Source organism: Roseateles depolymerans, assembly GCF_003387155.1.
In the GTDB taxonomy this organism is placed as follows: Bacteria; Pseudomonadota; Gammaproteobacteria; order Burkholderiales; family Burkholderiaceae_C; genus Roseateles; species Roseateles depolymerans.
On the sequence record NZ_QUMT01000004.1, the window covers coordinates 336,349 to 357,934 of the forward strand.

Below are 21,586 nucleotides of genomic sequence, written 5' to 3' on the forward strand. Positions count from 1 at the left end.
AGGCTCCCCCAGGCTTCGCCGGGGGGGGGGGGTTGAGCCCCCCAGTCGCTATCGCTCCTGCCCCCAGGGGGCGCCTCCCAGTGGCCTGGCAGAGCCAGATCCACGGGAGTGGCTTGAGGCTCCCCAGGCTTCGCTGGGGATGGGCCCCTATCGCTTCGCTCCGGGCCCGGAGGGGTTAACGGGTTGATGGGGGGTTGCGGGCTTATGCGGGGAATGCAGGAGCATGGGAGAAATGGTGATTGGCCTTCGGGACGAGGGTCGCCCACACTGTGCTTCAAGGGTTCTATCCATGAAGGCCCGGCGGCGCCACCAGCGCCGAGTTGCATGGTGAGTCCCAGGACGTGACACGCGATCTCTCAGAGTCTGGGGGAGGCGCTTTGAGGTAGGCGGCACTGTCCTGCGGCATTCATACCTAAAGGAAGGGGCCCATCCCTCTCCCCACCCCGCGCGAAGCGCCGGGCCCAATCTCCCGAAAGCTCTGAAGCCTCAAGCCTCTCCCGTGCTAACCCCCGCGAAGCCGGGGGCGCCTCAAGCCACTCCCGTGGATCTGGCTCTGCCAGGCCACTGGGAGGCGCCCCCTGGGGGCAGGAGCGAAGCGACTGGGGGGCCCAATCCTTGGGGCCAGTTATATAGAAATGAATAAAGAATTGTTTTGTGAATAAGGGTGTGTTGGCATGCTGTGCGGTCCGGCTCATAGTCGATCGCCACCTGCCCTGTCATGTCTCAACAAAACGTTCGTAGCGCCCGCCCCTCCCCGGTGTCCTCGTCCCGTCGTCAGCTCCTGATGCTGGGCGCCGCGCTGCCGCTGCTGGGCGCCCAGGCCTGGGCCCCCGTCCACGCCCAGTCCACCGCCGCCCCCGCGACCCTGCTGAACGTGTCCTATGACGTGGCCCGCGAGCTCTACAAGCAGGTCAACCCCGCCTTCGTCACCTACTGGAAAGCCAAGTCCGGCCAGACCGTGACCATCAACCAGTCCCACGGCGGCTCGTCCAAGCAGATCGGCTCCGTCATCGGCGGCCTGGAAGCCGACGTGGTCACCATGAACCAGGCCACCGACGTCGATACCCTCGCCGAAAAGGGCCTGACCAGCGCCGACTGGCGCCAGCGCTTCCCCAACGGCGCCGCCCCCTACAGCTCCACCATGCTGTTCCTGGTCCGCAAAGGCAACCCCAAGCAGATCAAGGACTGGAACGACCTCGCCCGCCCCGGCGTCCAGGTCATCATCCCCAACCCCAAGGTCACCGGCAACGGCCGCTACGGCTATCTGGCCGCCTGGGGCAGCGTGATCGCCAAAGGCGGCTCCGACGCCCAGGCCAAGGACCTGCTCACCCGCATCCTCACCAACGTGCCGGTGCTGGACGGCGGCGGCCGCGGCGCCACCACCACCTTCACCCAGCGCGGCATCGGCGACGTGCTGCTGACCTTCGAATCAGAAGCCGAACTGATCGAAAACGAATTCGGCAAGGGCCAGTTCGAGGTGGTCTACCCCAGCATCTCCATCGAGGCCGACGCCCCGGTGGCCGTGGTCGACAAGGTCGCCGCCAAGAAGGGCTCCACCGCCCTGGCCAAGGCCTACCTGGACTTCCTGTGGACCCCCGAAGCCCAGGAGATCATCGCCCAGAACAACTTCCGCCCCCGCGACCCCGCCGTGTTCAAGAAACACGCCCAGCGCTTCGCCCCCATCAAGCTGTTTGGCGTGGACCAGACCCTGGGCGGCTGGAGCAAGGTCTACAAGACCCACTTCGTGGACGGTGGCCAGTACGACCAGATCATGGCGTCCCTGAAGCGCTGAAGCCGCCACCATGAACACCGCCGTCCTGTCCCCGGCATCGGCCCCGCCGGTGCCCGCCCGCAAGCGCCGACGCGTGCTGCCCGGCTTCGCACCGACGCTGGGCTTCACGCTGTTCTACCTGTCGCTGCTGGTGCTGATCCCGCTGTGCGCCGTCTTCCTCAAGTCGGCCGGACACGGCGCGGAGGCCTTCTGGGCCGCCGCCACCTCGCCACGCGTGCTCGCCTCCTACCGCCTGAGCTTCGGCGCTGCGCTGCTCGCCGCCGCCATCAATGTGGTGTTTGGCTTCATCCTGGCCTGGTCGCTGGTGCGGTACGACTTCTTCGGCAAGAAGCTGGTGGATGCCCTCATCGACCTGCCCTTCGCCCTGCCCACCGCCGTCGCCGGCATCGCCCTGACGGCCCTGTATGCCCCCAACGGCTGGCTGGGCAGTCACCTGGAGCCGCTGGGCATCAAGGTGGCCTTCACCCCGCTGGGCGTGCTGGTGGCCCTGATCTTCATCGGCCTGCCCTTCGTGGTCCGCACCGTGCAGCCGGTGCTGGAAGACCTGGACACCGAGCTGGAAGAGGCCGCCGCTTCGCTGGGCGCGCACCGCTGGCAGGCCTTCCGCCTGGTGGTGTTGCCGATGCTCACCCCGGCCCTGCTCACCGGTTTCGCGCTGGCCTTTGCCCGCGCGGTCGGTGAATACGGCTCGGTGATCTTCATCGCCGGCAACATGCCGATGGTCAGCGAAATCACGCCCCTGATGATCATCACGAAACTGGAGCAGTACGACTACGTCGGCGCCACCGCCATCGCCGTCGTGATGCTGGTGTTCTCCTTCTCGCTGCTGCTGGCCATCAACGGACTGCAGGCCTGGAGCGTGCGTCGCAACGGACTGGATGGGAAGCGCTGACATGGCCGGAACCGCCGCCACCCTGGGCCGCGCGCGCAGCGCCGGCCACTACCAAGGCAACCCCGCCACCCGCGAAGCCCGCTGGGTGCGCTACACGCTGCTGACGCTGGGCCTGGGCTTCTTCGCCCTGTTCCTGCTGATGCCGCTGATTGCCGTGTTCACCGAAGCCCTGCGCAAGGGCTGGGAGGCCTATGCCGCCTCCCTGATGGAATCGGACACGATCTCCGCCGTCAAGCTCACGCTGCTGGCTGCGGTGATCTCGGTGCCACTGAACCTGGTCTTCGGCGTCAGCGCCGCCTGGGCCATCACCAAGCATGATTTCCGCGGCAAGCAGCTGCTGATCACGCTGATCGACCTGCCCTTTTCCGTCTCCCCGGTCGTGGCGGGCCTGATCTATGTGCTGATCTTCGGCGCGCAGGGCTGGTTCGGCCCCTGGCTGCAGGCCCACGACATCCGCATCATCTTCGCCGTGCCCGGCATCGTGCTGGCCACCGTGTTCGTGACCTTCCCGTTCGTGGCCCGCGAGCTGATCCCGCTGATGCAGGCCCAGGGCCGCGACGAGGAAGAGGCCGCCACCGTGCTGGGCGCCTCCGGCTGGCGCACCTTCTGGCATGTGACCCTGCCCAACATCAAGTGGGGCCTGCTGTATGGCGTAATCCTCTGCAACGCCCGCGCCTTCGGCGAATTCGGTGCGGTGTCGGTGGTGTCGGGCCATGTGCGCGGGCAGACCAACACGCTGCCGCTGCAGGTCGAGATTCTCTACAACGAGTACCAGTTCGCCGCCGCCTTCGCCGTGGCCTCGCTGCTGGCCCTGCTGGCCGTGGCCACCCTGGTGCTCAAGCAATTCGTTGAATGGCGTGCCTCGCGCGCCGTGGTCATTGACTGAGCGGCACGCCGAAGAAAGAGTCCCATGAGCATTCAAGTCCGCAATATCCACAAGTCGTTCGGCAGCTTCACCGCGCTGGGCGATGTCAGCCTGGACTTCCCCACTGGCGAGCTGACCGCACTGCTGGGCCCCTCGGGCTGCGGCAAGACCACGCTGCTGCGCATCATCGCGGGGCTGGAGACCGCCGACCTCGGCCAGGTGCTGCTGGACGGCCAGGACGCCTCCGACACCCATGTGCGCGAGCGTGAAGTCGGCTTTGTGTTCCAGCACTACGCCCTGTTCCGCCACATGACCGTGTTTGACAACGTGGCCTTCGGCCTGCGGGTCAAGCCGCGCAAGCAGCGTCCGCCGGAAGCGGAGATCAAGCGCAAGGTGCATGAGCTGCTGCAACTGGTGCAGCTGGACTGGCTGGCGGACCGTTATCCGCCGCAGCTCTCCGGCGGCCAGCGTCAGCGGATCGCGCTGGCCCGGGCCCTGGCGGTGGAGCCGCGGGTGCTGCTGCTGGACGAGCCTTTCGGCGCCCTGGACGCCAAGGTCCGCAAGGAGCTGCGCCGCTGGTTGCGCCGCCTGCATGACGAGCTGCACATCACCAGCATCTTCGTCACCCACGACCAGGAAGAAGCCCTGGAAGTGGCGGACCGCGTGGTGCTGATGGACCATGGCCGCGTGGAACAGGTCGGTGCCCCCGCCGAGGTCTACGAGCGGCCGGCCACTCCCTTCGTGTATGGATTCCTCGGCGCGGTGAACCGCTTCGAAGGTCGCTCGGAAGGCGGCCGGCTGCATGTGGGCGACCAGGTGCTGGCCCAGGACCTGGCCAGTGCCGCGCAGGATCCGCAAGGCCTGGTGCAGGCCTATGCCCGGCCGCATGAGCTGGTGATCATTCCGCAGGTCGACGCCCCGGGCCTGCCCGCCACGGTGGAGCGCGTGCTGAGCTTCGGCGCAGCCGCCCGTGTGGAGCTGCGCGGACCGAAGGGCGAGCACCTGGAAGCCGAACTCAGCCGTGAACAGGCGCAGGCCCTGAGCCTGTCGAGCGGCCAGCAGGTGCGCCTGCAGGCATCCCGCCTGAGCGTGTTCGGACTGACGCAGGCCGCCTGACCCTGCCATGAACCTCCAGCAGTTGCGCATCATTCGGGAGGCGGTGCAGCAGAACTTCAACCTGACCGAAGTGGCAGCAGCGCTGTTCACCTCGCAGTCGGGGGTCAGCAAGCACATCAAGGACCTGGAAGACGAACTGGGCGTGGAGCTGTTCCAGCGTCGCGGCAAGCGGCTGCTCGGCCTCACCGAGCCCGGCAAGGAAGTGGCCCAGGTGGCCGACCGCATGCTGCAGGACCTGCGCAACATCAAACGGCTGGCTCAGCAGTTCTCCAGCGCCGACCAGGGCCAGCTGACCATCGCCACCACCCACACCCAGGCGCGTTATGCGCTGCCGCAGGTGGTGGCGCGATTCAAGGCGGCCTATCCGCGGGTGCACCTGGTGCTGCATCAGGGCAGCCCGGCGGAAATCGTCTCGCTGCTGCAAAGCGGTGAAGCCGATGTGGGCATCGCCACCGAGGCGCTGGGCCGGGACGAGGCCTTTGTCACCTTCCCCTTCTATGAATGGCACCACGCCGTGGTGGTGCCCCAGGGTCATCCGCTGGCGGCGCAGCCGCTGACGCTGGAAGCGCTGGCCGAGCAGCCCCTGATCACCTATCACGAGGGCTACACCGGCCGCGCCCGTATCGACGCCAGTTTTGCGCAGGCGGGCCTGGCGCCCGACATCGTCATGTCGGCCCTGGATGCGGATGTCATCAAGACCTATGTGCAGGTCGGGCTGGGCGTGGGCATCATCGCCGCCATCGCATTCGAGCCGAACCGGGATGCCGGTCTGCAGCGGCTCGACGCCAGCCACCTGTTTCCGGTCAACACCACCCGCATCGCGCTCAAGCGCGGCCACTACCTGCGAGGCTTCGCCTACCGCTTCCTGCAGGAATGCGTGGACAGCCTCACCGAGGAGCGGGTGAAGGCGGCGATGGAGCTCGAGGGTTGACCCGCTCGCGGCTGGTCCCCCCGCTGGCCGCGCTCGCCCCTGCAGCGCCCGCGGACGTGCTGGACATCAGCAGCGGCATCGGCCGGGCGTAGAACGCTTCGATGCGCGCGCCATAGCGGGTCCGGGCATTCGGGCTGAGGCGATTGAGCAGCTCGTCCTTGAGCAGCCGCCGGGCTTGCGGCTGGGCCAGCACTTCATTGGCGCGGGTGGCCACCCGCTGGCCCCAGTCGTTCTTGGGGCAGGCCACGCCCGACAGAATCGGGTCGGCATGGCCTTCGATGGGCAAGGTGATCAGCTCCGCACCGGAGCCGCCGGCCGCCAGGTGGTCGGTCACGATGAAGTCGTATTCGAAGGTGTAGTCCGCACGGCCCAGCCCCACCATGGCCAGCAGATTGCCACCGACGTCCGGCGTGACATAGGTACTGAGCGCCGACGGCGGTTGATGACGAATGACCTCGTCCAGCTCCGGTCCGTAGCTGCGACCTTGAACCAGCGCGCCACGCAGCCGTCTCTCCTGCCAGATCTGGTCCAGCCGGGCTTCTCCGGCGGCATTGCGCGGCACCTTGTCCAGCAGCGCGGCCCGCACCACCAGGTGATGCGGCGGCACGAGATGCGTATCCGCAAACCAGGCCATCGCATCGCGATCCGCCGTATGCAGCATCCCCAGCATGCAGGCCGGCTCTCCGGATTGCAGCATGCGAAGACTGCGCTTGATGTTGGCCATGACCAGCTCATGCTGGGTGCTGCCGCCCCAATTGGAGATGAGCAGGTCGACCGTGGTCTGGGTGAGCACGCGCCGGGGCATCGGACCGCCATTGCTGGAGGCGGGTGTGGCGTCGATCTGCGGCATGAGCCAGATGATCCGGTCCACCGCCCTGGTCGGCGAAGGAGGCCATGGAGACGACGTCGACGCCACTGCCGCAGGTGGCGCAACGGCCAGGCCCGCCCCCGCAGCCGTGCCTGCCGCGTCCTTCGGAGCGGTGAAGCCTCCCTGAACGGTCACCATCATTGCAATGACTGCGACCCGTCGAATCCACGCTGTGGCGAGCGATCTCATGGCGTCCTCTTGAGATGCAGCATAAGCGCTTCAGCGCATTTGAGAAATGCTTATCGATATTTGTTGGAGGACACCTTAGGGGTAGATGCGAATAATGAAACCGAATAAGCCCTGCATCCTCCATTGGATTGACGATGAATTTTCAGCAATTGCGTTCCGTCCGTGAGGCACAGCGTCGTGGCTTCAATCTCACTGAAGTCGCGCAGGCGCTGCACACCTCGCAACCCGGCGTCAGCCGGCAGATTCGCGAACTCGAAGACGAATTGGGCATTGACATCTTCATTCGCGCCGGCAAACGTCTGACCGGATTGACCGAGCCCGGCCGCAATGTCATGCCCATTGTGGAGCGTTTGCTGCGCGAGGCGGAGAATCTGCGCCGCGCCGGCGAGGACTTCGCCCGCGCCGACAGCGGTCATCTGCGCATTGCCGCCACCCACAGTCAGGCGCGTTATGCATTGCCGCCGGCCGTGCGTGATTTCCGCAATTCACATCCGGAAGTGAGCCTGCAATTCCAGCAGGGCACGCCGCAACAGGTGGCGCGTCTGCTGATGGACGGCGAGGCAGACATCGGCATTGCCACCGAAGCATTGGCCGAGCATCCGGAACTGCTGACGCTGCCTTGCTACCGGTGGACGCATACCGTGCTGGTGCCGCACGATCATCCCCTGGCCCGCGAAACGTCCGAGGGACGCCCGCTGACGCTGGAGCAACTCGGCCGGCATCCGATCATCACCTATGAAAGCGGCTACACCGGCCGCAGCCACATTGACCAGGCCTTTGCCGCGGCTGGTGTCGACCTCAATGTGGTGCTGGTGGCCATGGATGCCGACGTGATCAAGACCTATGTCGAGCTGGGATTGGGCGTGGGCATCGTCGCCGCAATCGCCTATGACGAGGAGCGTGACCGCCAGTTGCGCGCGATCGATGCCCGCCATCTGTTCGCCGACAACCTGACCCGCCTGGCGGTGCGGCGGGACGCCTACCTGCGGGACTATGTCTACGCCTTCATCGAGACCTTCGCCCCGCCGCTCACCCGCGAGCTGGTGGAGCAGGCACGCGCCCATCCGGGCGGCTCGGACTGAGGAAGGCCCCCACCCGGGCCCCACCCTTCACTCCGTGCAAAGCAAAGCAGAACTTCTTGGTTCCTTTTCCGTGTCCCGCTCTTTAGAGTCAGGACTCCCGTCATTCACCCCCCTGCCACTGTGAATCTCCTCCGCCGCTCCGTCTCGCTGCTCACCGCCGCCACCTTGCTGGGCGGTGCCGCCCTGGCCCATGCCCAGACCACGTTGCTGAACGTGTCCTACGACCCGACGCGTGAGCTGTACCAGGACTTCAACGCCTCGTTCGCGAAGTTCTGGAAGGCCAAGACCGGCGAAACGGTGACGATCAAGAATTCCCACGGCGGCTCGGGCAAGCAGGCCCGCTCGGTCATCGACGGCCTGGATGCGGATGTGGTGACGCTGGCCCTGGCCTACGACATCGACGCCCTGTATGACCACGGCAAGCTGCTGCCGGCCGACTGGCAAAAGCGCCTGCCGAGCAATGCCTCGCCCTACACCTCGACCATCGTGTTCCTGGTGCGCAAGGGCAATCCGAAACACATCAACGACTGGCCGGATCTGGCCCGCAGCGGCGTGGACGTGATCACGCCCAATCCCAAGACCTCCGGCGGTGCCCGCTGGAATTACCTGGCGGCCTGGGCCTATGCACTGAAGCAACCCGGCGGCAATGCCGAGTCGGCCAAGGCCTTCGTCAAGCGCATCTACGGCAACACCAAGGTGCTGGACTCCGGCGCCCGCGGCGCCACCACCACCTTTGTGGAGCGCGGCATCGGTGATGTGCTGATCGCCTGGGAAAACGAAGCCTATCTGGCGGTGAAGGAACTCGGTCCGGACAAGTTCCAGATCGTGACGCCCAGCCTGTCCATCCTGGCCGAGCCGCCGGTGTCGGTGGTCGACAAGAACGTCGACAAGAAGGGCACCCGCAAGGTGGCCGAAGCCTACCTGCAATACCTGTACTCGCCGGAAGGCCAGGAGATTGCGGCGAAGAACTACTACCGTCCCCGTGATCCCAAGGTCGCGGCCAAGTACGACAAGCAGTTCGCCCCGGTGAAGCTGGTGACCATCGACGATGTGTTCGGCGGCTGGCGCAATGCCCAGAAGACCCACTTCGATGACGGCGGTGTGTTCGACCAGATCAACCTGGCCCGCTGATCCGACCTTGCTCCAGCCTCGAGTGCTGACCTGACCCCGGCGTCCGTTGTGGACGGACGCCCTCCTGTTGTCTCCTCGGTCGGTCGACGTCCGGACCTCCGGACCGACACCATCCAGACCGTTTGCTCTCCGAGCAGCCCCGCCCGGCCGTCATGGCTCCGGCGGGGCCTTTTTTCGTCCGTCGGCCGTGAACCGGGGACAGCGCCGGGGACAGCGCGGGATCGACGGCCGGGCACCCTGTCGGCGTGCGAGACAATCCGGGGGAGGTCCGGCACCTGACGTCCGCCCTCATTGTTCCCCGACCCACACACAGCTCGTAACAGAGTGACCCCGCTGCAACGCTTTCCCCGGTCCGGGCACTCCTGCACGGCCTCGCCAACAGGGCCCGCCGTTATGCTGTCCGCCGTGGAAAACGTTGTCATTTCTCCGTGCACGGATCGTTCGCGCGGCAGGCCATGGGGCCTGGCGCTGCTGCTGACGGCCTGCCTGGCTGGCGCTCTGCCCGCACAGGCCCAGCCCGCACAAGCCCGGCCCGCGCAGTCTTCGTCCGCGCAAGCACCCGCCTTGGTCGCCGTCGACCGCATCACCTGGCTGACTTCGGACAACAGCACCGCCAGCAATCCCGCGGTCAACGGTGTGACCGACACCCTGGTGAAGATGCTGACGGTCTGGTGGCCCGGTGTGAAACACGAGGTGCTGATCGCCAACACCAAGCGCAGTTGGCAGATGCTGGAGGATGGCCAACAGGTCTGCCGCGCCAATGTCGTGCGCACACCGGAGCGGGAGAAGCTGGTCTACTTCACCAACACCCAGCTCACCCCACCGCCGCAGCTGGTGGTGCGACGCGATCGGCTCTCGCGCCTGCCGCGCACTGCGTCCGGCGAAGTGCTGCTGCCGCAGTTGCTCGCCGATGACAGCCTGCGCGGCGCGCTGGTGGATGGCCGCAGTTATGGCAATGCCATCGACGAGATGCTGGCCCATCGTCCGGGGAGCGCCAATGTCACCCTGTATTCGCCGCGCGATTTCGGCGGTCGCCTGCTGCAGATGGTCAGCCTGGACCGCGCGGACTATTCCATCGACTCCGACATGGCACTGCTGATGATGGGCGAGCCCAAGGACTTGATGACCGTCCCCATCCGCGGCGCGAGTGAGCTGGTCATGGCCGGCGTGGCCTGTCCCCGCACCCCCTGGGGATGGTCGGCCATCCAGGGCATCGACCGGGCGCTGGGGCGTCCCGAAGCAGCCGCCACCCTGCGCCGGGGCCTGATGCGCTGGCTCACCCCGGAGACACGGGCCCATTACGGGCCGCAGCTGGAACACTTCTACCGCGAGCGGGCCCGGCCTTCACGGCTGACCCCCTGAGCGCCTCTATGCGCGACGCCCCGCCCCGCGCTCAGGCCGCCTGCTCCACGCGGTTGCGGCCGGCCGCCTTGGCCCGGTAGAGCGCGGCATCGGCGCGACCCAGCAGGTCGTCCACAGAGCTGTCTTCCGGTCGCATGCAGGTCACCCCGAAGCTGGCCGTCAGCACCACGGCCGGGGCCCCCGGCTGGCCGTCATCCATGCGGCTGCTGGCGATGCGCTCCCGCAGGCGTTCGACCAGATGATGCGCTTCCTCCAGCGAGGTCTGCGGCAGCAGCAGCGCGAACTCCTCGCCGCCCAGTCGGCCCAACACGTCTTCCTTGCGCACCACCTGCGCGCAGACCTGCACGATGCGGCACAGCGCATCGTCGCCCTGGGCATGGCCCAAGGTGTCGTTGATGCGCTTGAAGTGATCCACATCCATCATCACCAGCGACAGCGGCGCGCCATACCGACGGCTGCGCGACAGCTCCGCCTGTGCGCGCTCCAGGAAACTTCGCCGGTTGACCGCGCCGGTCAGGGCATCCGTGGTGGCCAGGCGCTTGAGCTCGATCTCCAGCCGCTTGCGCTCGGTGAAATCCACCAGCGTGCTGAGCACCGACGGTTCGCCGTCATACATCACCGGGACCATTGACAGCAGCATCCACAGTTCGGTGCCGTCGGCCGCCAGCAGGCAGACCTCCTCCGACTGCAAGGTGCCGCGCTCGCGGAAGAGCTGCTGCATGCGGTCGCGGTCCGAGGGATCGCGGTAGAAGGCCGTCGCCGGTCGACCCACCAGGCCTTCGAGTGAATGTCCGCCAAGAGTGGCCGAGGGGCCGTTGCCATACACGATCACGGCATCCCGCACCCGCGTGACCACCATCGGCATCGGTGCGTGGTCCAGCACGGCGCGCAGACGCTCCTCGCTGTCGGCCAGCTCGCGGGTGCGCTGCGCCACCCGCTGCTCCAGGCTGGTGTTGAGCTCGCGCAGTTCTGCCACCAGCCGCGCGTTGTCGACCGCATTGACGACATTGGCACACAGCAGCTCCAGGAAGCTCACCCGCGCTTCGGTGAAGACGCCGGCCACCGCGCCGTTCTCCAGATACAGCGCGCCGACGGTCTGCCCCTGCTTGAGCAGCGGCAGCATCAGCACCGATCTGGAGGAAGACGGGGAGAGGCGGAACCAGGGGTCGGGGCTCTGCAGCGCCGCCTCCTGCAGCAGCATCCGCTGTCCGCTGTGCAGCACCTGCTGCATCTGGGTGACCGGCAGTGGACCGGTGGCCGCCTCGAGCGGCAGCTGATCCTTCAGGTGCACCGGGACCGGTCCCTTCATGCAGACCTGGGCCTGCAGCACCCACTGGGACGGGCTCACCGGCGAAGGAAGGCTGCAATCGCCTGGAGAGGACGAATGGCCAGCAGCAGCTGCAAGGCCTGAAGGTCCCGCAAAGCGGCCCGTGCCACTGCTCAGCACCACCGCAGCGCGCTGGGCGCCGGCATTCTCGGCCACCACTTCGAGCAGGCGGCGCAGCAACCCGTGCAGGTCGGCCTGCGTGTTGATGGCCTGCACCGCCTTGATCAAGCTGCTGAGGTCGGCTGCATCGCCCTGATGGGTCGCGGCAGCAAGCAGGTCGTCGGCAGTCGTTGCGCCGGTACTCGCCTGCCCACCAGCGCTTTCAGCGGCACTCACGCCAGCACTCTCAGCACCGCCGTGGCCAGTCCCGTCCTCGGGACCCGGCACGCTCCATGCGGCGGCCTGGCGGGGGACCTCCTGCATCCGGACGCCCCAGTCCTGCCACGCCGCCTGCAACGCGGCGCCTGCGGCCTCCGCGCGGTCCGGCGCACGCACCTCCCAGGCGCGGACCTGGGCGCGCAGCACGGCGGCCAGATCCATGCCTGGCTGCTCCGCAGCCTGCGCCGCCACCAGGGCCTGCGCAAGCTGCTCGTCCACCAGCGCCGGCGGCGCTCCGTCCAGCTGCAGCGCCTGTGCCTTGAGCACCCCGATGCGGGCGGCCAGTGGCCCTGGCCGTGCATCATTCCAGCGGGTCAGCGCCGTGAGGGCCTGCGCCTCCAGCACCAGGTCCCGCTCCGCTTCACCGCTGAGTGCCAACTGCTGGCTGGCCCAGGCCGCGATAAAGAGGAACAGGGACTGCGCATGCATGCCGCGCCCCGCCGCAAACAGCGCTCGAGACGCCAGGGCATGCTGCAGCGCGAGGGCGGGGTCCTGCCTGACCCACGCCAGGACTGCCTGCCACCCATGCAGGAACATGAGACCGGTCTGGTCCTGCCGCTCCTGGTAGGTGCCCATCATGTCGCTGACGTTCTCCAGACCGTGCCGGTCGAACGGCGAGCGGCGCAGCGCCTGCACCAGGCCCAGCAGGGCCCGGGTGTAGTCCTGCGCCACCGGCTGGCGCATGGCGCTGAGGGTCTGCACATGCTCGGCCAGCATCGGCTCGAGCCGGTCCAGCGGCTGACCAGCCAGGAAGGCATGCACGTCATGCACATACAGACCCAGCCCCGCATGACGGAAGTTGCCGAACTCCAGGCCGTTGCGATGGGTCTGCATCAAGCCTTCCATGCTGGCGGACAGGCCGTCGACCCAGTGGCTCAGGAAGGCGTGGAACGAGAAGCCCGCATGGGCAAAGGCCTGCACCCATCCGAAGCGGGCCACCAGGTCCATCGTCATGCGGCCGATGGCATGGGCGAAGCGGTATTCACCGAGGAACTCCGCGCACATCAGCCCCAGCACCGAATACGCCGACAGGGCCAGCGGCACATGGCCATGGTCCATCATCAGCCGGACCTGGAACAGCGTGAGCAGCGGCAGCAGCGCCGGGCGCACGATGTAGGCCGCGGCGGTCATCTTGGCGGCGATCGAGATCAGCTGCAGGCGGCCTTCGTCCTGCATTGGCGCGCGCGCCGCCAGGGTGTGGATGCCCAGGGTGGTGATTTCATCGCGCAGCCCGGCCAGCAGGCGCGCCAGATCCGCCTGCGGCTGCTGCGCATCCAGCTGCGGCAGCTCGGCGCCCAGCAGCGCAAAGAGCTCCAGCCCGAGGTCGACCGTCTCGGCCAGCCGTCCCTGCGCATAGAACGCTTCCATGCGCACTTCCAGCAGCCGCGCCCGCTGCGACGGGGATGTCGCCATGGCCAGCGCTTCCCCCAGCAAGGATTCCATGCGCTGCGGCCGCCCGGCCAGGTAGGCCATCCGTGCGGCGTGGTGATGCCAGAGTCCGCTCGCGGCCTGCACCGGATCCAGCTCCAGCGCCAGCTCCGCATAGTCAGCGGCGGGTTCGAAGGCGGCGGCGTCCAGCGCACGTCGCGATGCGGCCATGTTGGCCAGCGCCAGGACCTGCCGTTCCATGGCGTCCGCTTCAGACCGCAGCAGCATGCGGGCAGCATTGAGGTGGTTCAGCACGGCGTAGGGCAGCGCCTGGTCCGGCGTGTCCTGGTCATGGCGCTGCTTCAGCAGCCGGCCGACCCGCAGTTGCAGGGCGGCCCGGGCCTGCGGGGCAATGCGCTGCAGCGCGGCTTCCTGCACACGGTCGTGGGCAAAGGCATAGCGCACCCGGTCGCTCGCCTGGCCCTGCAGGTGCGGCCCGAAGCGGTAGAGGCTGCTGGCGGGCACCAGCAACTGGGCCTGCAGCGCGGGAAGCAGATCTTCGGCCAGGCGGGACGGGTCGGCCGATACCGCGGTGGAGAGGGTGTCGAGGTCGACGCTGGTGCCCAGCAGGGCGGCCACGCTCAAGGCTTCGCAGGTCGCATCGGGCAGTTGCTCCAGTTGCTCCAGCATCAGCGCCACGACGTTGTCGGCGGTCCGGGTCGCGGCGATGCGGTCGAGCAGGAAGGTCCAGCGCTGATGGGCGGCATCGAAGTGGAACAGACCGCGCCGGCCCAGGTCTTCCATCCAGCGGCGAAGGAAAAACGGATTGCCGGCGGTGCGGGCCTGGCACAGCTGGGCGAGCGCCTGCACGGCGGCGGCGTCGGAGGTGCTGGGGTCCTCGGAGGCGGTGTTGTCCGGCGCGGTGCCAGCATGGGGGCCGTCGGACCGGTGGAGGCTGTCGGCCAGCCATTGGCGGGTGTCCTCCAGCGTCAGCGGGCCCAGGCGCAGCGGCATGAAGCGCTCGCCCAGCAGCGGCCGAAGGTCCTGGAGCTCCTGCGCCATCGGATGACCGGGACGGACCTCGTTGTCCCGGTAGGCCAGGATGAACAGGGTATGGTTCATCGACGCATCCGCCAGGCATTCCCGCAGCAGGCGGCGCGAGGCGCGGTCCGCCCATTGCCAGTCGTCCAGGAAGAAGGTCTGCGGCTGACCCTCGCTGGCCATCGCCGCAAAGCCCTGGCTGATGCTGCGCAGGAAGCGGTTCTCCGATTCGGTCGGGCCCACCGGCACCAGCGCCTGCACCGGCTGCAGCAGCGGCAGCAGCTCCGGCACGGCCTGGCCCAGCACGGCCGCATTGGGACCGGCCAGGGCCTGCAGCCGCTGCCGCCAGAAGGACTGCCCCGCCGGCGGCAGCGCCTGCACCTGGGCCGCCCGCTGCGCCAGCAGTTGCAGCACGACGCCGTAGGGTCGGTCCTGTCCGTACTGATTGGCCTTGGCCGCCGCGAAATGGCCTTGCTGTGCCAGCAGGCTGCGCTGCGACGCCATCACCAGCGCCGTCTTGCCGATGCCGGAGAAACCGGCGATGGTCACCAGCGCGGCGCCCCGCAGGGTGCCCACGCCCGAGCGCTCAAACGCCTGGGCCAGGTGCTCCTGGGCCGCCGCCCGTCCATACAGCCGGCCACTGGCCTGAAAGCGCAGGGCGATGTCGCCGCGACCGGGCTGGAAACCGGGCAGTCCACGCCCCTGTTCCAGGGCCGCCAGGCACAGCTGCAGATCCTTTCGCAGGGCCTGGTGGCTCTGATAGCGGGCTTCGGGTTCCTTGTTCAGGCAATGGCCGACGATGAGCGACAAGGGCACGAACACGCGGGGGTCGCGGCTGGTGGCCAGCGGCGCGGGCAGGGCCAGGTGGGCATGGACCGCACAGGCCGGGTCGTCGACCGGAAATGGCGGCTGGCCGGTCAGCGCTTCCAGCAGCGTGGCGCCCAGGCTGTAGAGGTCGGCCCGGTAGTCCACATCGCGGCTCATGCGCCCGGTCAGCTCCGGGGCCAGGGTGGCCAGGGACGCCTCGATCAGCTCGGCCTTCTGCACCAGCGGGCGTTCCCGCTCGATCTCCGCCGCCAGGCCCAGGTCGGCGATCCGCACCCGGCCCAGGCGCTCACCCGCCCCCGCCAGCAGCAGCACCTGGCCGGGACCGAGATTGCGATGGATCAGGCCCTGGGCATGCAGATGCTGGAGCGCGTCGACCAGGTCCAGGGCGATGCGAATCACGGCCGCCTGGTCCAGCGGACCGGCCCGCAGTCGCTGGCGCAGGGTGAGGGCGCTTTCCAGCGCCGGGTCGTCGAACAGCAGGCCGTGCCGGCCGGCATGTTCGATCAGACGGGCCGGGCGCAACACATGCGCGGCGTTCAGCCGCTGCGCCAGCGCACATTCGCGGCGCAGCCGGGCCAGGTCGGCCACCGACGGGGAGGCATGACGCAGCAGTTTCAGCCACACCCCCGCATGGGGTGTGCCGCGTGCACGGATCACCTCTGTCCGACGCCCCCGGTGGACCGTGTCGCCCGGCCCTGCCCCGGCGCCTGGACCCTCGCCCAACGCCTGCTGCTCTTCTGTCATCGCACTGCCCGAATCTTTTGTGCGAACTGTAGCGGCTCAAGGGAGGGCGCCAGGACAGGAATGCCCGCGAATGGGGGAGATCCGGCTCCGTCAGGCGGGTGGATGCGGCAAATTTGCCGGTCTTGTTAACGTTGTCATGCCGTCGGCGCGAAGGCTTGCACCGATGGGACCGTCCGCGCGGTGGCCGGCGCTGTTGGCAGGGTCAACGCGGTGGCTCGCGCGGATGCCGCCGCCCGCACGACGGATCGCGCGGACCACCGCCTCAGCTGGCGTACTTGATGGAGCAGCCGTACGGCCGGGTGTTGGCCTGCGACACCTTCTTGCCGGCGGCCAGCTCGCCCAGCGCCACCTTGACATAGGGCTCCGCCTTGGCGATGTCTTCGACCTTGGCGGTGGCGATGCTGTCGATGCCGCCCTTGTACACCAGCACCCCTTGCGGATTGATGATGAAGACATGGGGCGACGTCTGCGCGCCGTAGGCCTTGCCCATCTGACCACTGGGGTCCAGCAGCGTGCCTGCGGGCGTGGCGCCTCGCTGTTCATTGAGCTTGAGCGCGGTGGGGCCGTCGACATGTCCCTGCTGGCCCGGGGCGGAGGAAATCACCTGGAGCCAGACCACGCCCTTGGCCGCAGCTTCCTTCTGCAGCGCTGGAATGTTGCCGCTGCCGTAATGCTTCTTGACGTAGGGGCAGTCATGATTGGTCCATTCCAGCACCACCGTCTTGCCCTTGAGGCTGTCCAGCGTGACCGTCCGGCCATCGGCCGCGGTGACCGAAAAGGCCGGTGCGGGCTGGTCGATCTGTGCCTGGGCTTGCGCCTGGACCTGCACCTGGCCGGCCAGGGCCACCAGCGCGGCCCCGACGAGCAGGTGGCGACGAGCCAAGGACGTGATCGAGGCAGGGGTCTTGAAGAGTGGCTTCATGGGTCAGTCTCCGTAAAACGCGCATCTGCGCGGAATGAAAGCGTGTGGCAAGACGGGCCGGCTCAAGTGGCCGACCCTTGCACGGCGCTGGTGATGATGCCGGGCGTGAGCAGCTGCGGCAGCACCTGCGCCTGATCGCCGTTGCCGGCGGGATAGAACAGGTACAGCGGCACGCCGCTGCGGCCATGGCGGGCCAGCAACTCGGTGATGCGGGGGTCCTGGCGCGTCCAGTCGCCCTTGAGGTAGGTGATGCCCTGTGCCTGGAAGGCCGCCTTGACTTCAGGCGTGGACAGCGCCACCCGCTCATTGACCAGGCAGGTGATGCACCACGCCGCCGTGAGGTTCACGAACACCGGCTTGCCTTGCGCCCGCAGTTCGGCCAGCCGCTCCGGGGAATAGGGTTCTTCGCGCGTGTGGGCAGTGTCTGCGGCGGAGGTCGAGGGGGTGGCAGGGTTGGCTCCCGCCTCGGTCGACACCATCGGCAGCAGGGCCAGGGCCCCCGCCACCGACGCAAGGGCCGTGAGGCCGCCCGCCCATTGCCCGCCCCGGCTGGCGTGGCGACTGATGCCCCGGGCCCACAAGGCCAGCGCGATCAGGCCCATGCCGGAGAGCGCCAGCAGCACACCCTGCGGCCCCGCCTGCTGGGCCAGCACCCACACCAGCCAGATGGCCGCCCCAAACATCGGAAAGGCCAGCGCCTGCTTCAGCACGTCCATCCAGCGGCCCGGCCGCGGCATGCGACGCTGCAGGGCCGGCCAGCAGGCCAGCAGCAGGTAGGGCAGGGCCAGGCCCGTGCCCAGCGCCAGGAAGACGGCCAGCAGCTCCAGCGCCGGCTGCGCCAGTGCATAGGCCATGGCGGCGCCCATGAACGGCGCGGTGCAGGGCGTCGCGACCACGGTGGCCAGCACGCCGGTAAAGAAGCTGCCCACCAGACCGCTGCGGCTGGCCAAGCCCTGGCCGATACCGGCCAGCCCCGCCCCCATCTGCAGCAGGCCGGCCATCGACAGGCCCAGCACGAACATCAGCCAGGCCAGCAGCAGCACGAACAGCGGCGAATGGAACTGGAAGCCCCAGCCGACACTGGCCCCCGCGCCGCGCAGCGCCAGCAGGACACCGGCCAGCGCGCCGAAGGCCGCCAGCACGCCCGCGGTGTAGGCCAGGCCCTGGCGACGGTGCTCGCCGCTGTCACCCTGCAGGAAGCTCAGCGCCTTGATGGCGAGCACCGGGAACACGCAGGGCATGAGGTTCAGGATCAGGCCGCCGACCAGGGCCAATCCCACAGCGGCCCACAGGCTGAGTGAAGCGGCGTTGTCGACGCCGGCCATGCCGGATGGAGACAGTGCAGTGGCCGTTGATGCGGTGGCAGTCCCGGTGCTGCCAGTGCCGGATCCGGTACCGGATCCCGCACCGGCCACACCGTCGACCTTGGCGGACACAGCCCATGCCTGCGTGCCCAACAGCAGCAGGCCTTCCATCGTCTGGCCGGCGCGCGCCGGTTGCTCCCCCACCGGCATGCGCAGTTGCCACTGGCCATCCGCCTGTGTGAGCTGCGGTTTGGCGGCATGCTGGATGCGGCCCCAGTCCTGCGGCAGGAACAGCGTCTTGTCGGGATCCGGCTGCGCCGTCTTCGAGCCATCGACCGGCCATCGGATCAGCAGGTCCTGGTTCTGCAAGGTCGCCTGCACCGGCATTGGCGCTGCGGCGGGCAGAGCCTTGCGGGCCGCGTCGAGCAGGTCGGCATCTGCAGACGCCGTGGACTGCGCGGCCACCGGCAGTTGCAAGGCGAGCGTGGCCTGCTGCGGAATGCAGGATTCGCGGCAGACCAGCCAGGTGGCTTCGGCCTGCAGACGGACGGTACTGCCCGGCTTCAGGCTGGCGGGGAGCTTGATCTCGCTCAGCAGGACGGTCTGGTTCTCATAGCCGTAGTTGGTGATGGGACCCACGTCGAAGCGTTGCGGGGTCGGCCAGAGGATGTCGCTGGCTTGTGCGCCTTCGGGCAGCGTCCATTGCAGGCTGGTCGGTTGTCCCGAATCTCCGGGGTTGCGCCAGTAGGTGTGCCAATGCGGCGCGATGCGCTGCTCCAGTCCCAGCAGCAGGGTCTGGCCGGGTTGCACGGCGCGCGCAGCGGACAGCAGGCGGACGCTGACTTCGTCGGTGGCGGAGCGGTCCGACGGGGCCGCTGCAGATGCCGGCGTGGGCGCCACAGGCGCGGTGGACTGCGCCGACACCATCCACGGGGTCGACGCCAGAAGCAAAGTGATCAGACAGGCTCGCATGGCCGCGATGCTAGGGGCAGGGCGGAGTCCTCACAAGCGCTGAGGGCACTGGAAGGCAAGCGCTTTCCTGAGGCGTTTGCTGAGGCCGTTGCTGAGCACCCCGAAACGGTGGGGCGCAAGCGCATTCCTTGTTTCCTTACTTGCGGATGGGAAGGAACACGGTGATGCGGAAAGCCCGGTTATCTGAAGATCGGAAAGCCGGTGTCACGCGACATCCTTGAAACGCTGAAAGCGCTGGGAAAGGAAGGTGGGAAGTCGACGTCGCCCCCTGGCGTGAGGATGAAGGCGCGCAATACCTGGAAAGCGGCAGAAAGGCGATGGAAAGGGCCCGCGGGGCCCGTCATTCGCAAAACGCCCGGAAATGGCGGCGAAGAAACGTCGACACCCGGTTTGGGCGCGGCAGATCCGGCATCAAGGCGCGCGGCCAAGCCCGGCAATCGGCCCGGAAAAACGTCGACACCCCGATATCGCGATTCGTGGGTCAAAAAACGCACCGAAAAACATGGAGAGGGGAAGAGCGCCTGGGCCTCCCATTCGCCATCCGGGCTCAGAAAAATGCGCAGACCCTGACAATCCCTGACAAGGTCGGGCCGGGTAAGCGCGCCAGCGTCCGCCGGCCCTTCACCAAGTTCAGCCGTTGGGAATATCCGGCTCCACCAACAGCGTCAGCAACTGCAGCGATTCCTGCCAGCCCAGATGGCAGGCCTCCGGCGGGATCATGTCCGGGATGCCTTCCTGCGTCACGCTCAGCTCGGTCCCGCAGAACACCGCCTTGAAGACCACCGTGGTGATCATCTGGCCGGGGAGGTGGGTGTCGTCGAACTGGCTGCTGTAGCGCAGACGGGCGCCGGATTTCACCTCGAGATATTCCCCGCCGAAGCTGTGCACCGCCTGGCCGGCGAAGTTGGTGAAGGACATGCGCCAGCGGCCGCCCTCCCGCACATCCATCTCATGCACCTGGCCGACAAAGCCGTGGGGCGGCAGCCATTTGTTCATGGCCAGCGGGTCGGTGAAGGCGCGATAAAGGCGCTCGGGTGGCGCCTTGATGACGCGATGAAGGTGGATGGTGTGGGGCATGCTGTCTCCGTCAGGTGTTGGCGTCCCAGGGTCGCGGAAGAGCACCGAAGGGTGACCGCTTCCCTGGAGGCTGTGGACCCACCTTAGCGGCTGGCAGGGGCACTGGATAGGCGGGTCAGCCCACCCCTTCCGCGCCCTGCCAGCGGCCTGATTGCTGACGTACGCCGCATGCCTGAAGGCTCAGGCCCTCACCGCTTCGACGGCTTTCCAATCCATGCCCGCATCACCCGGTAGGGCGGCCGACCTTCATCCGCACCGCCGGTGAAGGCCGGGGTCTTGTAGAGCTGGTTCACCGAGATGTAGAGCCAGTCGCCCTCGAAGTGATGCACGCTGTCGGGCCAGTCCAGCCGCTTGTCCCGCACCAGCGGCAGCACATGACCGCGGGCGTCGAGCTGGTCGATGCCCGACTCGTTCAGGTTGGTGAAGAAATGGCGGCCGTCGGCGGTGGTTGCGGCGCCGTCGGACACCGGTTTGTCGCCCACGATGCGGATGGCCGCCGCGGTGGTGTCGTCACTCACCCCCGGGCGCAGCAGGGCCGCCGGCACGGCATACCAGTGCAGGCCGTTCATGGCGCCGAAGAACACCGTTTTGCGGTCCGCCGACAGGGTGATGGGATTGACCCCCACGCGCGCCGGTGCGCCCTGGAACTGGATCTCCTTGCCGCCGATGACCATGCGCGCCTGCGAATCCGCCTGCAGGGACGCATGTCCACTGAAGCGCCTTGCCTGGCCCGTGGCGGTATTGACGGCAATCAGCCCGGGGTTCGCAATGTCCGCGAGGTAGGCCCAGCCGTCCACGTCATCCACCGCCAGGTCCTGCACGAAGCTTCCCTTGGGCGCGATGTCCGCCGGCAGCTCGATGCGCTGCAGTCGGTTGCCGCTGCGGATGTCGAAGCTCCACAGGCGCGTTTTGCCCAGCTGCAGACCCATGTCGATGACCCACAGACGACCGCGGTGGTCGGCCTGCAGGCCCAGCGGGGAATCGATGCGGTCGTCGGACGGGCTGCCGGTGCCGCGCTGCAGCGTGGCATTCGGCCAGGGCCGGTAGCGGTTGGCACCGGTGATCTCGATGAGCTGCGCATCTGCCGGCGCGCCGAGCGGATGCACGGTGGCAAACAGGCGGCCATCGGCGGCGGGTGCCACGTTGCCAGGGCGGATGGGCAATTCGGCGACCACTTCCAGATCACCTGGCTGATAGGCACTGGCCGGCGTCGCGGACAGCGCCAGCGCGGCGCCCAAGGAGGCGCCCACAGCGGCCAGGCGCAGGGCTTGACGCACACTGCTGATGAAGCGGACGTGGGACGTTCGCGAAGGCGCGCTGGTGGATCGAGTGGTGATGCGCCGCGAGGCCTTGTGGCCAGAGGCCATGGTACCTGAAGCGCAGTGACCGGCCGGACG

The 21,586-nt window shown here is 67.9% G+C and carries 15 protein-coding genes; 9 read left to right on the forward strand and 6 right to left on the reverse strand.

What is annotated here, in order from left to right; all coding sequences use genetic code 11:
- Positions 1 to 784: 784 nt before the first annotated feature.
- From DES44_RS20375 to DES44_RS20395, 5 genes are read left to right on the forward strand one after another with little or no spacing between them, the layout of a single operon-like run.
- Positions 785 to 1,792 carry a sulfate ABC transporter substrate-binding protein gene (locus DES44_RS20375; protein ID WP_058937091.1) on the forward strand — a complete coding sequence of 336 codons (1,008 nt, stop codon included), beginning with the start codon at positions 785 to 787 and terminating at the stop codon, positions 1,790 to 1,792.
- 10 nt (positions 1,793 to 1,802) lie between these two features.
- Entirely contained in the window at positions 1,803 to 2,684 is an 882-nt protein-coding gene (gene cysT / locus DES44_RS20380) for a sulfate ABC transporter permease subunit CysT (RefSeq protein WP_058933195.1), read from the forward strand.
- Position 2,685: 1 nt separating this feature from the next.
- On the forward strand, positions 2,686 to 3,570 hold the full coding sequence (cysW, locus tag DES44_RS20385) for a sulfate ABC transporter permease subunit CysW (protein ID WP_058933196.1): 885 nt from the start codon (positions 2,686 to 2,688) through the stop codon (positions 3,568 to 3,570).
- 24 nt (positions 3,571 to 3,594) lie between these two features.
- The gene (locus DES44_RS20390) at positions 3,595 to 4,665 is read left to right on the forward strand and encodes a sulfate/molybdate ABC transporter ATP-binding protein (protein WP_058933197.1); all 1,071 of its coding nucleotides are present in this window, start codon (positions 3,595 to 3,597) and stop codon (positions 4,663 to 4,665) included.
- Between the two features lie 7 nt (positions 4,666 to 4,672).
- Positions 4,673 to 5,596 (forward strand): CysB family HTH-type transcriptional regulator, encoded by a 924-nt coding sequence (locus tag DES44_RS20395; protein ID WP_058933198.1) that lies wholly within the window; start codon positions 4,673 to 4,675, stop codon positions 5,594 to 5,596.
- Here the strand turns inward: DES44_RS20395 and DES44_RS20400 are convergent.
- The gene (locus DES44_RS20400; RefSeq protein WP_058933199.1) at positions 5,553 to 6,446 is read right to left on the reverse strand and encodes a hypothetical protein; all 894 of its coding nucleotides are present in this window, start codon (positions 6,444 to 6,446) and stop codon (positions 5,553 to 5,555) included. The genes DES44_RS20395 and DES44_RS20400 overlap by 44 nt on opposite strands.
- On the opposite strand from DES44_RS20400, the gene DES44_RS25160 reads away from it, so the two are divergent.
- The 4 genes from DES44_RS25160 to DES44_RS20415 all read left to right on the forward strand — a co-directional run bounded on the left by DES44_RS25160 (position 6,445) and on the right by DES44_RS20415 (position 10,228).
- Positions 6,445 to 6,591, forward strand: coding sequence for a hypothetical protein (locus DES44_RS25160; protein WP_157592924.1), 147 nt, complete (start codon positions 6,445 to 6,447; stop codon positions 6,589 to 6,591). The genes DES44_RS20400 and DES44_RS25160 overlap by 2 nt on opposite strands.
- Before the next feature lie 196 nt (positions 6,592 to 6,787).
- Positions 6,788 to 7,735 (forward strand): CysB family HTH-type transcriptional regulator, encoded by a 948-nt coding sequence (locus DES44_RS20405; protein WP_058937092.1) that lies wholly within the window; start codon positions 6,788 to 6,790, stop codon positions 7,733 to 7,735.
- A gap of 120 nt (positions 7,736 to 7,855) precedes the next feature.
- Complete coding sequence (locus tag DES44_RS20410) at positions 7,856 to 8,866, forward strand: sulfate ABC transporter substrate-binding protein (protein WP_058933200.1); 1,011 nt, start codon at positions 7,856 to 7,858, stop codon at positions 8,864 to 8,866.
- A 564-nt stretch (positions 8,867 to 9,430) separates the two neighbouring features.
- Positions 9,431 to 10,228, forward strand: coding sequence for a TIGR02285 family protein (locus DES44_RS20415; RefSeq protein ID WP_211326945.1), 798 nt, complete (start codon positions 9,431 to 9,433; stop codon positions 10,226 to 10,228).
- A 31-nt stretch (positions 10,229 to 10,259) separates the two neighbouring features.
- Here the strand turns inward: DES44_RS20415 and DES44_RS20420 are convergent, their stop codons facing one another.
- From DES44_RS20420 to DES44_RS20440, 5 genes are all read right to left on the reverse strand, one after another.
- The gene (locus DES44_RS20420; RefSeq protein WP_083525195.1) at positions 10,260 to 15,914 is read right to left on the reverse strand and encodes a diguanylate cyclase; all 5,655 of its coding nucleotides are present in this window, start codon (positions 15,912 to 15,914) and stop codon (positions 10,260 to 10,262) included.
- Positions 15,915 to 16,176: 262 nt separating this feature from the next.
- Positions 16,177 to 16,836, reverse strand: a complete 660-nt coding sequence (locus DES44_RS20425; RefSeq protein WP_058933203.1) for a redoxin domain-containing protein — start codon at positions 16,834 to 16,836, stop codon at positions 16,177 to 16,179.
- Between the two features lie 62 nt (positions 16,837 to 16,898).
- Positions 16,899 to 19,112: a protein-disulfide reductase DsbD family protein gene (locus DES44_RS20430; protein ID WP_083525196.1), complete on the reverse strand. Its 2,214-nt coding sequence runs from the start codon at positions 19,110 to 19,112 to the stop codon at positions 16,899 to 16,901.
- 630 nt (positions 19,113 to 19,742) lie between these two features.
- Positions 19,743 to 20,189 carry an SRPBCC family protein gene (locus DES44_RS20435; RefSeq protein ID WP_058933205.1) on the reverse strand — a complete coding sequence of 149 codons (447 nt, stop codon included), beginning with the start codon at positions 20,187 to 20,189 and terminating at the stop codon, positions 19,743 to 19,745.
- A 188-nt stretch (positions 20,190 to 20,377) separates the two neighbouring features.
- Positions 20,378 to 21,556, reverse strand: a complete 1,179-nt coding sequence (locus DES44_RS20440; protein ID WP_083525197.1) for an L-dopachrome tautomerase-related protein — start codon at positions 21,554 to 21,556, stop codon at positions 20,378 to 20,380.
- Positions 21,557 to 21,586 lie beyond the last annotated feature (30 nt).

Coding starts and splice junctions, on each gene's coding strand:
- DES44_RS20430 (WP_083525196.1), bottom strand. CDS start 19,112: ATGCGAGCCTGTCTGATCACTTTGCTTCTGGCGTCGACCCCGTGGATG.
- DES44_RS20390 (WP_058933197.1), top strand. CDS start 3,595: ATGAGCATTCAAGTCCGCAATATCCACAAGTCGTTCGGCAGCTTCACC.
- cysW (WP_058933196.1), top strand. CDS start 2,686: ATGGCCGGAACCGCCGCCACCCTGGGCCGCGCGCGCAGCGCCGGCCAC.
- DES44_RS20405 (WP_058937092.1), top strand. CDS start 6,788: ATGAATTTTCAGCAATTGCGTTCCGTCCGTGAGGCACAGCGTCGTGGC.
- DES44_RS25160 (WP_157592924.1), top strand. CDS start 6,445: ATGAGCCAGATGATCCGGTCCACCGCCCTGGTCGGCGAAGGAGGCCAT.
- DES44_RS20420 (WP_083525195.1), bottom strand. CDS start 15,914: ATGACAGAAGAGCAGCAGGCGTTGGGCGAGGGTCCAGGCGCCGGGGCA.
- DES44_RS20395 (WP_058933198.1), top strand. CDS start 4,673: ATGAACCTCCAGCAGTTGCGCATCATTCGGGAGGCGGTGCAGCAGAAC.
- cysT (WP_058933195.1), top strand. CDS start 1,803: ATGAACACCGCCGTCCTGTCCCCGGCATCGGCCCCGCCGGTGCCCGCC.
- DES44_RS20375 (WP_058937091.1), top strand. CDS start 785: ATGCTGGGCGCCGCGCTGCCGCTGCTGGGCGCCCAGGCCTGGGCCCCC.
- DES44_RS20435 (WP_058933205.1), bottom strand. CDS start 20,189: ATGCCCCACACCATCCACCTTCATCGCGTCATCAAGGCGCCACCCGAG.
- DES44_RS20425 (WP_058933203.1), bottom strand. CDS start 16,836: ATGAAGCCACTCTTCAAGACCCCTGCCTCGATCACGTCCTTGGCTCGT.
- DES44_RS20440 (WP_083525197.1), bottom strand. CDS start 21,556: ATGGCCTCTGGCCACAAGGCCTCGCGGCGCATCACCACTCGATCCACC.
- DES44_RS20400 (WP_058933199.1), bottom strand. CDS start 6,446: ATGCCGCAGATCGACGCCACACCCGCCTCCAGCAATGGCGGTCCGATG.